General features: G+C 44.2%; 11 protein-coding genes. 4 read left to right on the plus strand and 7 right to left on the minus strand.

Annotated features, from left to right (window positions below):
- Nucleotides 1-174: 174 nt before the first annotated feature.
- From MARME_RS08840 to MARME_RS08855, 4 genes are all read right to left on the minus strand, one after another.
- Nucleotides 175-1,242, minus strand: coding sequence for a BMP family ABC transporter substrate-binding protein (locus tag MARME_RS08840; RefSeq protein ID WP_013660912.1), 1,068 nt, complete (start codon nucleotides 1,240-1,242; stop codon nucleotides 175-177).
- 67 nt (nucleotides 1,243-1,309) lie between these two features.
- Nucleotides 1,310-2,242 carry an ABC transporter permease gene (locus tag MARME_RS08845; RefSeq protein WP_013660913.1) on the minus strand — a complete coding sequence of 311 codons (933 nt, stop codon included), beginning with the start codon at nucleotides 2,240-2,242 and terminating at the stop codon, nucleotides 1,310-1,312.
- 8 nt (nucleotides 2,243-2,250) lie between these two features.
- On the minus strand, nucleotides 2,251-3,318 hold the full coding sequence (locus MARME_RS08850; protein WP_013660914.1) for an ABC transporter permease: 1,068 nt from the start codon (nucleotides 3,316-3,318) through the stop codon (nucleotides 2,251-2,253).
- A complete protein-coding gene (locus MARME_RS08855) occupies nucleotides 3,315-4,868 on the minus strand; it encodes an ABC transporter ATP-binding protein (RefSeq protein ID WP_013660915.1) in 1,554 nt (517 codons plus the stop codon). The genes MARME_RS08850 and MARME_RS08855 overlap by 4 nt, the downstream gene beginning before the upstream one ends.
- Before the next feature lie 571 nt (nucleotides 4,869-5,439).
- On the opposite strand from MARME_RS08855, the gene MARME_RS08860 reads away from it, so the two are divergent.
- The 3 genes from MARME_RS08860 (at nucleotide 5,440) to rlmM (ending at nucleotide 8,376) form a co-directional block, all read left to right on the plus strand.
- Nucleotides 5,440-6,543, plus strand: a complete 1,104-nt coding sequence (locus MARME_RS08860; RefSeq protein ID WP_013660916.1) for a GGDEF domain-containing protein — start codon at nucleotides 5,440-5,442, stop codon at nucleotides 6,541-6,543.
- A gap of 11 nt (nucleotides 6,544-6,554) precedes the next feature.
- Nucleotides 6,555-7,241 carry a pseudouridine synthase gene (locus MARME_RS08865; RefSeq protein WP_013660917.1) on the plus strand — a complete coding sequence of 229 codons (687 nt, stop codon included), beginning with the start codon at nucleotides 6,555-6,557 and terminating at the stop codon, nucleotides 7,239-7,241.
- Nucleotides 7,242-7,320: 79 nt separating this feature from the next.
- Nucleotides 7,321-8,376, plus strand: coding sequence for a 23S rRNA (cytidine(2498)-2'-O)-methyltransferase RlmM (rlmM, locus tag MARME_RS08870; protein WP_013660918.1), 1,056 nt, complete (start codon nucleotides 7,321-7,323; stop codon nucleotides 8,374-8,376).
- Nucleotides 8,377-8,440: 64 nt separating this feature from the next.
- Here rlmM and MARME_RS08875 read toward each other — a convergent pair whose 3' ends face one another.
- Entirely contained in the window at nucleotides 8,441-10,129 is a 1,689-nt protein-coding gene (locus MARME_RS08875; RefSeq protein ID WP_013660919.1) for a L,D-transpeptidase family protein, read from the minus strand.
- A 21-nt stretch (nucleotides 10,130-10,150) separates the two neighbouring features.
- A complete protein-coding gene (locus MARME_RS21830) occupies nucleotides 10,151-10,435 on the minus strand; it encodes a YkgJ family cysteine cluster protein (protein WP_013660920.1) in 285 nt (94 codons plus the stop codon).
- Between the two features lie 160 nt (nucleotides 10,436-10,595).
- Here MARME_RS21830 and MARME_RS08880 point away from each other — a divergent pair, with 160 nt between their 5' ends.
- On the plus strand, nucleotides 10,596-11,819 hold the full coding sequence (locus MARME_RS08880; RefSeq protein ID WP_013660921.1) for a response regulator: 1,224 nt from the start codon (nucleotides 10,596-10,598) through the stop codon (nucleotides 11,817-11,819).
- 94 nt (nucleotides 11,820-11,913) lie between these two features.
- Here MARME_RS08880 and gatB read toward each other — a convergent pair whose 3' ends face one another.
- Nucleotides 11,914-13,359, minus strand: a complete 1,446-nt coding sequence (gene gatB / locus MARME_RS08885) for an Asp-tRNA(Asn)/Glu-tRNA(Gln) amidotransferase subunit GatB (RefSeq protein ID WP_013660922.1) — start codon at nucleotides 13,357-13,359, stop codon at nucleotides 11,914-11,916.
- Between the last annotated feature and the right edge of the window lie 2 nt (nucleotides 13,360-13,361).

A 13,361-nucleotide genomic window follows, 5' to 3' on the forward strand; every position in this document is an offset into this window, starting at 1 on the left:
CCGAAACAGAAACGCTATATAGACGATGCTATTTTATAAAAGAGTCTAGTATTTAATTGATGTATAGTAAAAAGCCACCAAAGTGGCTTTTTACTATTTTTTCTGCCTGTCTATTGGGTTGGCGTCTGTGACAGCCAACCCAATGTTAATTAATCGAATAATTACCAAGCAGAATTAACGTGGTACTTCGTCAGCAATACCTTCAACATACCAATTAACTTGAGCTAGCTCGACGTCCGTTAGTGTGTGACCAGCTGGGACGACAAGGTTGCCTTTGTTATCTGTAATTGGGCCTGTGAACGGATGGAATTCGCCAGAATCAATTTTCTCGAATGTTTCGTCGATCTTGGCGCGAACCTCTTTTGGTAGGTTGTCATTGATCGATGCTAGAGACAGCATATCGTCTTGGAATCCACCCCAAAAGTCAGTTGGCTTATACGTTCCGTCCATCACCGCTTTCGTTGTTTTGATGTAGTAAGGAGCCCAATCATCGCGTACGGAGAAGACATGTGCATTTGGTGCAAATGAGCTTTGGTCAGATGCTTGTCCAATGGCGCGGATGCCGCGTTTTTCTGCCGCAATTAATGGGGCGGGACTATCAGTATGTTGCAACATAACGTCGACGCCTTGGTCCATTAGTGCATTTGCCGCATCGGTTTCCTTACCTGGATCATACCAAGAGTTTACCCACACGATCTTGATTTTTACATCAGGATTGACGCTCTTAGCGGCCATATAAGTCGCATCGATGTCACGGATAACTTCGGGAATAGGGAAAGAGCCGATATAGCCGATCGTATTGGTTTTAGTTAGCAATCCTGCAGCGACACCGGATACATAGCGCCCTTCGTACGTGCGTAAAACATAGGTTCCCATGTTTTTAGCGCGCTTGTAACCTGTCGCGTGTTCAAAGGTTGTTTTAGGAAAACGCTTTGCCACTTTTAAGGTCGGGTTCATGTAACCAAATGACGTTGTGAATATTAGGTCGTTCCCAGACTTCGCCAATTGCGTAATAACGCGCTCTGCATCAGCCCCTTCTGGAACATTTTCAACATAGGTGGTTTCAACCTTGCCATCGAAGTATTTTTCCATCTCTTGACGACCACGATCGTGCTCATAGCTCCAACCTAAGTCGCCAACAGGGCCGACGTATACGAATCCGACTTTAAAGGGATCTTCTGCATGTGCGGTTCCTAGTCCAGCTAGTAACCCTACACCCACAAGTAAGCTTTTAAGTTTCATTTTTTACTCCTCTTGTGCCGATTGGCTTTTTACTTTAAATCAATTGTTTAACGTTAATTTCGTGTTTTTATGCCATTTGTCTTGGGTCAAACGGTTTGCCCAACGATCTAGGTGCCAACAGCTTTTCTTTAAACTGATCGGCGCTGATTATGACCATGACTACGACGGTTGCGATGTACGGCAGCATGGCGAGTAGGTTGGGGGATATTGTCCAACCCATTCCTTGTAGAACAAGGTGCATAATGCTTGCCAAACCAAAGAGGTAAGCGCCAAGCATAATGTTTCCGATTCTCCATGAAGCAAACACGACCAAGGCGAGGGCAATCCAACCGCGGCCAGATGTCATATTTTCTACCCACATTGGTGTATAGGATAACGACATGTAAGCACCTGCGAGACCTGCCATCGCACCACCGAACATGATAGCGAGGTAACGTACTCTCAGTACTTTGATGCCGATCGCATTTGCGGCATGAGGATTTTCTCCAACTGCGCGTAGAGTCAGTCCTAAGCGTGTTTTATTTGCTACAAAAGCAAGAACAGCAGCAATAATAAACGAGAGGTAGACCAAAAGATCGTGCGTAAATAGGATCTTTCCTATCACGGGGATATCTGACAAAACAGGAATAATAATAGGCTGAAAGCCTTGAAGTGTTTGGCCTACAACACCTGATCCTATAAATGCACTTAAGCCGGTGCCAAAAATCGTCAACGCCAATCCAGTCGCGACTTGATTGGCGCCTAAATGCAACACTAAGAAGCCGAAAATCAGGCTCATCGCTGCTCCCATTGCCATCGACGCAAAGATGGCGAAGCCAAGGTTTCCGGTTGCTAAGGCGCACATGAAACCAACAACTGCGCCCATGAGCATCATGCCTTCCTGACCTAGGTTTAAAACGCCTGATTTTTCACAGATAACTTCGCCTAACGCGATAAACAACAGTGGCGTGCCTGTTTTGATTGTTGCAAAGAGTATTTGGGTAATTAAGTCGATGTCCATCAGCTTTCCTATGCGTTAGCGTCTTTACTTAGAACAATGCGATAGCGAATAAAGAAATCACACGCAAGCAAAAAGAATAATAAAATGCCCTGAAACATACCTACAACCGCTGTGGGAATAGACATTTCTATCTGAGCGAGATCGCCTCCCATATACAGCACAGCGAGAAAGATGGAGGCGGCTATCGCACCTATTGGGTGCAGCCTACCGAGATACGCGACGATGATAGCTGCGTAGCCATATCCGGGTGATACAACAGGTACAAGCTGGCCAATAGGGCCTATGACCTCAGAGACGCCCGCTAGACCAGCTAATGCGCCTGCAAATAGCATGACAAACCAAGTGATCTTGTTGCTTGAGAACCCCGCGTATTTGGCAGCAGGGGCATCAGAACCAAAGACTCGAATTTGGAACCCTAAATGTGTGCGAGACATGATTAACCAAGCGACGATGCCAGATAGAATGGCAGCAATGACGCCCCAGTGCGCGCGTCCACTTTCAACCAATGTGGGCAGTAATGTCGCATCGGAAAACATCGCCGATTCAGGAAAACCAAATCCATCAGGGTCTCTTAAAGGGCCGTGGACCGCCCATACGAGAAGATATAGACCAATATAGTTAAACATTATGGTTGTGAGGATGAGGTTGGAGTTGAACTTTATTTTTAGGTAGGTTGGTAGCGCTGCCCAAAACATACCAGATAAAATGCCAGCAACTAATGTTATTGGGAGTGCTAGCGAAGAGTCTGAATCAACAAACATCAAACCAACTGCGCTTCCGCCTAATGCGCCTGCTAAAAGTTGTCCTTCAGCCCCAATGTTCCAAAGGTTAGCGCGATAGCAAAGTGACAACCCAACGGCGCACAATAGCAAAGGGCCCATTTTAACGAGCATCTCGCCAACATTGTAAGCGTCGCTTAGCGGCATGATTAGCAATACGTGTAACGCTTGTAGTGGGTCTTTATCTAGCGCAACAAACAGAATTGAACCAAATATAAGAGTTAAGAGTATGGCCAATATTGGTGAAGCAAATTGCATCAAGGTGCTGCTATCGGTTCTGGCTTGAACTTGAATCACGCTGCCGTCTCCTGATGGTTGTTTGACGTTTCTGGCGTAATAAAAGTGCCTGCCATCCATTGTCCAATTTGATCAATGGTTGTTTCTTCGGTTTTAACGACAGGCGATAAGTGGCCGTCACACAGAGCAGCCATGCGATCAGCGAGAAGAAATAACTCATCAATATCTTCTGAAATTAGCAAAATTGCAGCTCCTTGGTCGCGCAATGCTAGGAGGGCCTGATGAATGGCCAGTGCAGCACCGACATCCACTCCCCATGTTGGGTGAGCGCAAATAAGTACTTTTGGTTTTTGTCCTATTTCACGCCCCATGATAAATTTCTGAAGGTTACCGCCGCTGAGGCTTTTTGCTTCCGAAAATTCACCGTGACATTTCACTTTATATTGCTCAATGATGGACTTTGCGTAGTGTTTCACAGCATTCCAACTTACCCAACCGTTTTTGACAAAGCCTTCTTTGTGAGTAAGTAAGGTATTTTCACTTAAACTCATGTCAGGAACAGCGCCTCTTCCGAGACGTTCTTCCGGTACGTACGCCATGCCGCGCTCTCGTCTAGCGGCAGCGCCTAACGTACTGATGTCGTCCCCATCTAGCCATAATGTATTTTTAAGCTTACGGTTGTCTTCTCCGCTCACAGCGGCCATGAGTTCATCCTGCCCGTTGCCTGCGACGCCCGCTATTCCTAAAATTTCACCTTTTTTCAGTTCAAAAGAGATCTGTTTAAGGCTTGTTCCAAAAGGTTGGCTGCTGTCTTGTGACAATGAGCTAACGCTCAATAGGTTCTCGGTCCCCGTCTTTTTCGAATAACCAGCGTCTTGTTCTGCAAGGTCTCCTACCATCATTTTTGCGATGGTGGCAGGTGTCTCTACACGGGGGTCACACGTATCGATGACTTTGCCGCCGCGCAATATGGTCGCGCTGTGGCAAATTTCAGTCACTTCGTGGAGTTTGTGGCTTATGAATAAAATGCAGCAGCCTTGTGATGATAAGGTTCTTAGCACATTAAAAAGCCCTGATACTTCTTGAGGCGTTAGAACAGACGTTGGTTCGTCCAAGATAAGCAACTTAACATCTTGAACCAGGCAGCGCATTATTTCGACACGTTGCCTTTCGCCAATGGAGAGTGTGTGTACTAAGCGCTCTGGGTCGACATTGAGTCCATATGCCGTCGATAATTCCGTTATTTTTTCCGCTAGACTGCCGATCGCTTCCAGTTGTGCCTTACTTAAACAAAGTTCTATGTTTTGACTGACGGTTAGGGTTTCAAATAAAGAGAAATGTTGGAACACCATGCCAATGCCCAACTCTCGTGCGTTGGAAGGGGATTTTATTTCAACCTCTTTCCCGTTCCAGAGGAATTGCCCGGAGTTAGGTGAAACAACACCATAGATGCTTTTAACCAGTGTACTTTTGCCTGCGCCATTTTCACCCAACAATGCGTGAATCTCTCCTGGAGATAGTCGCATTGAGATATCGTCATTTGCGAGACATCCCGGATATTGCTTGGTGATGTTTAGTAGTTCTAAACGTGGTGTTAATGTCTTATTCAATGTAGATCACCGTAGACTAAACTGTGCTCACGACGCCCGATTTACGGGCGCGAGAGTGATTTAAACTGTAGTTAGTGGCACTTTTTTGGTTCGATTCAGGATGCTCTCCGGATCAAATTGGTGCTCGATAGTTGTTATTTTTTTTGACCGATCGGTTAATTAGGTCGTTTTTTCCTGTATTTTCCCGATTAGTATCAAATAGCATGCCAAGCTATTTAAAATTTTGATGCAAGGATACGTAATTTTGAGATATTTGTCTCCTTGGTCAGTATTGAAAATGCATGTTATTGTCTAATGTATTGAGAGTGGGTAACAGAAGTATGTGTTTCAGGAAGACTTATTCGCACCTTCCTTAAGCACTGTTGTAGGTGAAGGTTTGAATCGAAGCGTTTGTGTTGTCGCTGTTAGTCAGAAAAAATGGCAATGGCATCGTGCCCTGTAGACGAAGTAAGTTAGAACTGTCTATGGGAAAAGCGTTGTAAATTAGTTAAAATGCGGGCCTGTATCTCATTAGCATGCATCTTAACGTATCCATGTGATCAAATAACGTCCGAAAACGGAATAAACATTAGTGCTAACAAGAATTCCAACTTATTTAGAACAACTGCTAAGCATTGGAAGCGAGCATGAAACGGGTATCGAGTTAAGTCAACGACAGGCGGTTAATTTAGCGTGTTTGTTGTGTGGATTAGTCTGCTTTGTTTTATTCGTAGCGTTCGCGTGGGTAGGTGTGTCAACTATCGCCTTTTTTAATTTTGTTGGCCTGACTATCTCGTTGCTTGGTCTATGGGTAACCGCTAAGGGTTTGCTTCATATTACCCAATTGGTGCTACCGTTTTTGGCAATGTTTTTCATTGCGTTTTCCTGTTTGTTTTTCTATGGCGCAGATAGCCACTTTCATTGGATGTTGGCGACAGTCGGTGCTTACACGTTTACTGCGTTTCGAAGTGCTCAATGGATGATGCAAATCAGCCTCTTTACACTAGCGGTATTTTTATTCTTTCTGTGTGAAACGCTCGGAGCGCAATTTGGTCCTTATTTGTTGGAAGGCCAGCAACCTTTGTTCTCAATTCTTTCGTTTGTTGTTGCAATTGGTGTGGTTGCTATTGTGACCAATCATGTTGTGGGGCGCTTGAGAACATTAAATAAATCACTTCAAGATTTAGCTGAAAAGGATGAGCTAACTGGTCTGTCTAATCGTCGTAAAGTGTTGGCGGATGCAGTAAATGTTTTTGCAGACTCGATTATAAATTACGAGCCATGCGCTATGGCAATCGCGGATTTAGATCACTTTAAACGAATAAATGATACCTATGGTCACGATGCTGGCGATACGGTGCTAAAGGCCGTCGCAAGTGAAATGCTTCGTCAGCTGCCAAGTGAGGTTAAGGTGGGGCGATATGGTGGTGAGGAATTTATTTTTGTCATGCCTTCGACCAATCTAAATGACGCAACGAGTGAAATGGAGCACCTAAGAGAGGTTATTGAGTCTTTGGAGATATCTACGCCAAATGGCATTGTGATTCCGGTTACCATCAGTATTGGCGTCGCATCGCTTGATTCTGATACCTCTCGGTACGAAGAAATCATCACACAAGCGGACAAGGCGCTGTATCAAGCCAAAGATAATGGTCGGAACCGCGTGGTTGGGCCGTCCGCTTACTTTCACGCCTAAAAAGATCTTTTATGATATCTGTTTTGTACCAGTCTGCCGACTTTTGGGTCGTTGTAAAGCCAGCTAATGAAAGTTTTCATAGTGAATCTGGCATCGGTTTTTTCCAGCGCTTATGTTGCGCTTTCCCTAATGAATCTTTTTTCCCTGTGCATAGGTTGGATAAGTTAACTTCGGGTCTTTTGCTTGTCGCCTGTAATAAAGTGATGGCAGCAAAATTGACGAAGTTGTTCATGGAAACAAAAGTCGAAAAGCGGTATCTGGCTATATCGAATAAAAAACCGAGAAAAAAGCAGGGTACTGTTAAAGGGAAAATGGCTCCGAGTAGAAAAGGTCAATGGAAGCTTTCAGGCGAAGGGAAGATGGCGATTACTCAATTTCATTCTTGTTTTGTTGAAGGGAAACGGCTTTTCTATTTGCGGCCTCTTACAGGTAGAACGCATCAAATTAGAGTCGCTTTAAAAAGTGTTGGCTCGCCTATATTAGGTGATGAGCGATATGGCGGTGGTCGGTCTGATCGTGGTTATTTACATGCATACAAATTAGCGTTTGAACTTGATCAGCTTGCGTATGACTTTTCTGTGTTACCCTCACGTGGCGAGTATTTTAGTGATGCTGTAGTAAACGCAATAACGGATACTTTAAATGAAAGCGAATTGAGTTGGCCAAAAGAAGCAGGCCATAAGCCTAGGGTCCTCTAGCAAATTGTTTTACTCATCGAGTGCGTTGAATGTTTTCGGCGCTCGTAAATTGGATTAAAAACGAAAGAAGACAGCATTAATGAAAAATATACTTGCCTATTGTCGAATAGGATTTGAAAAAGACTGTGCGGCAGAGTTACAAGAGGTTGCTGAAAATGCTGGCGTCTATGGCTATTGTCAGGCTCGCGAGAGTGACGGTTACGTTGTTTTTAATGGAGCAAATCAAGGTGATGCTGAAAAAGTCATCAAATCCCTGTCTTTTAATGAAGTTGTGTTTGCTCGACAGCTTATTGCCGTGACCGACCTTATTGAATTTGCATCCGGTTCTAGGGTGGAGTCGTTTTTAGAGTCTGCAAAATCTTTACCTTTAGCGGAAGAATTGTGGTTAGAAGTTGCAGATACAAATGATGGAAAGGCGCTTTCTGCATTAACAAAAAAAATTGATAAGCCACTAAGGCAAGCTTGGAAAAGAGCGGGGCTGCTGAGAAAAAAAGCAGTAGGGGTTAGGCATCACGCGTTTTTTATGGAGGGCGACAAAGCCTACCTTGGTGTGTCGTTCTCAGAATGTCGCTCTGACTTCCCCATGGGGATTCGCAGGTTACGTTTTCCTTCAGCAGGGCCGAGTCGCTCTACGTTAAAGTTGGAGGAGGCGATGTTGCAGTTTGTTCCTGAAAAAACACTGGACAGAGACTTGAATGAAGGAATGGTGGCGGTTGATTTAGGGGCTGCTCCAGGTGGTTGGAGCTACCAATTTGTTAAACGCGGTATATTTACCATTTCTGTCGACAACGGCCCAATGCAGAAAGAGTTGATGGCAACTGGACTTGTTGATCACCAGAAAGTGGATGGGTTTAAGTTTCAGCCTGAAAAGCCGGTTGATTGGATGGTATGTGATATGGTCGAGAGGCCTATCATGGTGGCGAAGCTAATGTCGAAATGGTTGGTTGAGGGCTGGACAAAACGTGCTATCTTCAACCTTAAGCTGCCGATGAAAAAGAGGCATCAAGAGGTATCGCTTTGTTTGGAAGAGATTTCTAGAACACTTGATGACGCGGGATTGGTGTTTGAGATGCAAGCAAAGCACTTGTACCACGATAGAGAGGAAGTTACTGTCTGTGTCATGGTGCGTGCATAGGTTGCTATCTATGATAGATACCCGCTATACAGTTGTATAACGGGTATCTGATGATAAGTATGTATCAAATAGAGTCTGATGGGCTAAAAGGTGCGTACCCCATTGCTTCTTCCATTAATTTATCCCTTTTATAAACATCATTTCTGAATTCAGGCATCCCGTTGTCATTTGGAACGACGGTGAAATATACCAAGTAAACGGGTAGGTATTGTGGCAAGGTGATCACTTTTGTTTCACCACTGTTCATTGCTTCATTCATCTTATCTTCACTATCAGAACCTTCTAGAAGGAGTTCTGCGAACTCATCTGGATGTTCTAGTCTTACGCAGCCCGAGCTGTAGGCTCTATCGACTTCTTTAAAGAGATGCTTGGCAGGTGTGTCGTGCAAGTAGATGTCGTTCTTGTTTGGGAACATAAACTTGTACAGTCCTAGAGCGTTGCCATCGTCTGCATTTTGTTCGAAGCGGTAGCTTAGTTTTGATTGGTCAATGGCTTTCCAGTTTATGGTTGTTGGGTCTAGTTGTTTGGCGCTAGCGCTCCAGTTCGCAAAAACCTTATAACCATGTTTTGCAAGGTAATCAGGGTTCTCTTTTATTTTGGGGAGTAGGTTTTCGCGAGCAATTCTATGGGGTACGCGCCAAGTGGGGTTGGTGACCATGTAAGTCATTTTGCCATAAAATACAGGGGTCTTACGGGCCGGTTTACCAATGACGACGCGCATTGACTGTGTTTCACCATTTAGGTGTGTGTGTACTTTATAGTCCGTTAAATCAACCCAAATTCGATCTGCTTCCAATCGACTTGGAAGCCATCTCCATCGTTCGAGGTTGTAATTGATCTGTTTGACTCGCTCTTTAAGTGGGATGTTCAGTGTTTGTATTGTTTTTGATCCTGCGGCGCCGTCGGCTGTTAAATGGTGGCGACGTTGGAAATTGATTAAGGCGTCTTTTAATCGTTCATCGAACTGATCTTCATTTACTTTTCTGGTTGAAAATCGAATGTCGCCCAACTGAATGAGCCTTGCTCGAAGTTGGGCAACGCGAGGGCCTTCATCGCCTAATGTTAAAGGAACACCTACATTTACCTTTATGTCGGGCTCTTTATCTGCAAGCTCCTGATAGTAAACCAGCCATTTTTGTAGAATTTGATAGTGAGGGTGGCGAGGTGCCAATAATGGTAGCGAATTCACCATATCGGTTGCTGAGCTTAACCAAAGAATGTTTTTCCAGTCTTCGCTTGGAGCATCTAGCTGCCAGTTCGGGTCAATAAGTAGAGGCTCATATCGTCCATTAGATAGATCGTGCGCGTAGCTCGACAAGGCGATGGTTGCGATAACATCTATCTCGGCAAGTTGTTGTTGTGATGGCGTGTTAATATTTAGATATTCTTTTAGCGTGTCTGCATGATAATGGATTGGGTTTAGGCCATGCGTGTTCGCTTTTTCCAATATATCAATAAGTTTATAGATCGACATGTTGAGTTGGTTGTTTTCGATCCATATTGGATTGAACTCTCGGTCTTTGTAAGCCTCGAAAACGGTGTTGTTCGGCAGTGCTTGACCAGCGATAGGGGTGAATGCCTCTAGCATTATTGCCAATTGATCTTTGACGCTCGCCTCAATTTGATCCTCAGTTGGCGGAACAACGACAAAGTTTTTTGCGGTGCTGGTTTTGGGTTGAGGTGAAGACGAGCAGGCGCTTAATAAGGCGCTGGTAATTGCTATTACTGCAAGCTGCTGAACTCTGGACGTCATTTATAACTCCTTTGAGGCGTATTATTCATTTGATTCTAGACTGTATTTTGGGAATGGGGTGGTTTCATTTTCCAAATCGGTTAGGATGGTTATAGCTTCTTCCCTTGTGTTACCGCATACATATTCTGCAGGTAAGAAGTCACTGCATACTTTTGGTCTCGAAGGGTCGCTAAAAATCGCGCAGCGACGATCGTTCAAGAGATGAATACAAGGCATGCCCGCAGGCTTTCCTTCTGGCATTCCTGGTATTGGGCTTGAGATGGAGGGGGCTGTACAGCATGCTCCACATAGCGGTCTGCAGTTCATCTAGTTTTTGACTTATACCGTAAATAATATAATTTTATATATATCACTATGTTATGTTACTACATGATATCGTGCTACCATTTTGTTTGTTCGAAGGACTGAATGGTGAAAAAGACATTCGACGTATTGATGCTAGTCCAATTTGAGAGCTAATTTATACATGCAATATCGTATACTCGTTGTTGAAGATAGTCCTGTCGTGCTGAAGGTTTTGAAGCACCTTGTTAGTCAATCTCAAGAGTTTGAACCTGTTCTGTGCTCCTGTTACAAAGAAGCAGAGGAGAAACTTGCTGAAGGTGAGTCGTTCTTCGCTTCGATAGTGGATCTAAACCTTCCAGATGCTGAGAATGGTGAAATTGTTGATTTGGTTTTAGAGCAAAAGATTCCTTGTATTGTTCTGACAGGTAACTTCGATGACAGCCTGCGTGTTGGCCTTCTAAATAAAGGTGTTCTTGATTACGTTACCAAAGAGTCTCGCTATTCGTTTAATCATGTGATGAAAGTGGTTAATCGACTCAAAAAAAATCAAGATATAAAAGTGCTCGTCGCCGAAGACTCTTCGACGAGTCGTTTGTTTATTAAAATTTTGTTAGAGCAATACCGTTTTAACGTGATTGAGGCAAACGATGGTCAAGAAGCGCTGGCCAAACTTGAAGCTGACAGTGAAATAAAAATGTTGATAACGGACCATAATATGCCGGTTGTAAATGGCTACGATTTGGTTCGAATGCTTCGACGTAATATACGGTTTCAAGATTTGGTTATTATTGGTCTGTCTGCCGAAGGTGATACGTCTTTATCTGCTAAGTTTATTAAATCGGGTGCCAACGACTTCTTAAAGAAGCCGTTTTACCATGAAGAGTTTCATTGTCGCGTTATTAGTAACCTGGAGTCTCAGGAGATGCTTGAGACCATTCGTGATTTGGCGAACTTAGATCCGTTGACCAAGCTATATAACCGGCGTTATCTGTTTGAAGAGGGTGAAGCTCTCTATCAAAAGGGAGCGGTAGCTGCTGTATTGGATCTGGATTTCTTTAAAAAGGTAAACGACACCTACGGCCATTTTGTCGGAGATGAGCTTTTAAAGGAATTTTCCTCTCTTTTGATCGATGTTTTTAATGATGCATTGATTGCTCGGTTTGGTGGTGAAGAGTTTTGTTTGATATCAGCGTTGTCTGTCGATGAGGTTGTTGGAAAGTTGGATGAATTTATGGATCTTGTTCGAGGGCGTACGTTCACAACTGCTGAGGTCTCTGTTACTTGTAGTATTGGTGTTTGCTCGGAGCAGCAATCCACGTTGGGAGAGGCTGTGAATTTAGCTGATAACTATCTATATGATGCAAAACGTACTGGAAGGGATCGGATTGTTCTTTCAGAAGAGTAGGTTTTTTGAGTTTATTGCTTATTTGGTTTTATTAGACCGCTGCGGTTTTAATAGAAAGCGCACCCAGTTTTAAAGGTGCGCTTTTTTTGTTTTTCTAGTTGTTTAGTAACTTATTTAGGATTGGGGTAACCAGTCCAGGATTGGCTTTGCCTTGAGAAGCTTTCATGACTTGTCCCATAAAGAAACCGATCATTTTTTTCTGCTTGTCAGGTTCTGATGCTTTGAATTGCTCTACTTGAGCTGGGTTTGCATCAATAACGCTTTGAATTAGGGTTTCTATTGCGCCAGTATCTGTTACTTGTTTAAGGCCTTTTTTCTCAATAATTTCATCTGCTGAGCCTTCGCCTTGCCACATGCTTTGGAATACGTCTTTCGCCGTTTTACCGTTGATTGTGTTGTCTTCTATACGGCTCAATAGTTGTCCTAATGCTTGCGCGGAAACTGGGCTCTCTGTAATGTCTAGGTTTTCCTGGTTAAGGAACTTACTCACTTCGCCCATTACCCAGTTGGCTGCCAACTTTGAGTTTTTAGCGGTTTTCGCTGCGTCTTCAAAGTAGTCTGCCATTGCGCGTGAGCTGGATAAAACGCCTGCATCGTATTCGCTAAGTGCGTATTCTGCTTCGAAACGTTTCGCTTTTTGTGTAGGCAGCTCAGGTAAATTGGCTCTAATTTCCTCAACATACTCATCGTCAAGCACGATAGGGAGTAGGTCTGGGCAGGGGAAGTAGCGATAATCGTTAGCGTCTTCCTTGCTTCGCATGCTTCGGGTTTCGTCTTTATCTGGATCGTAGAGGCGCGTTTCTTGTACGATTTTTCCGCCATCTTCGAGAATGTCCATTTGGCGCTCGATTTCGCAGTAAATTGCTTTTTCAATGAAACGGAATGAGTTTACATTTTTGATTTCCGTTCGCGTACCAAACTCTTCTTGTCCTTTGGGACGAAGGGAAAGGTTGACGTCGCAGCGCATAGAGCCCTCCGCCATGTTTCCGTCACAAATCCCAAGGTAAGTAACAATTGAGTGAATCATTTTTACATAGGCGACGGCTTCTTTGGCAGATCTAATGTCTGGCTCTGAGACGATTTCTAGTAACGGTGTGCTTGAGCGGTTGAGGTCGATACCTGTCATGCCGTGGAAATCTTCGTGTAGTGATTTTCCTGCATCTTCTTCTAAGTGGGCGCGTGTGATGCCTACTCGCGTTACTGTTCCGTCTTCAAGTGTTACGTCTAGGTGTCCAGGGCCGACAATAGGATGATCCATTTGGCTTGTCTGGTAGCCTTTCGGCAAGTCTGGGTAGAAGTAGTTTTTACGTGCAAAGACCGATGTCATGCCGATTTCTGCGTCTACAGCATGACCAAACATAACTGCCATGCGTAATGCTTCTTTGTTGAAGACCGGTAGTGCACCAGGCATTCCTAGGTCAACGAGTGTTGTGTTGGTGTTTGGCTCGGCGCCAAAGCTGGTCGCGGCGCCAGAGAATAGTTTCGATTTTGTCGCCAATTGAGCATGAATCTCTAGGCCGATTACGACTTCCCAGTTCATGT

Origin of the sequence: Marinomonas mediterranea MMB-1 (assembly GCF_000192865.1) — a bacterium.
Taxonomy (GTDB): domain Bacteria; phylum Pseudomonadota; class Gammaproteobacteria; order Pseudomonadales; family Marinomonadaceae; genus Marinomonas; species Marinomonas mediterranea.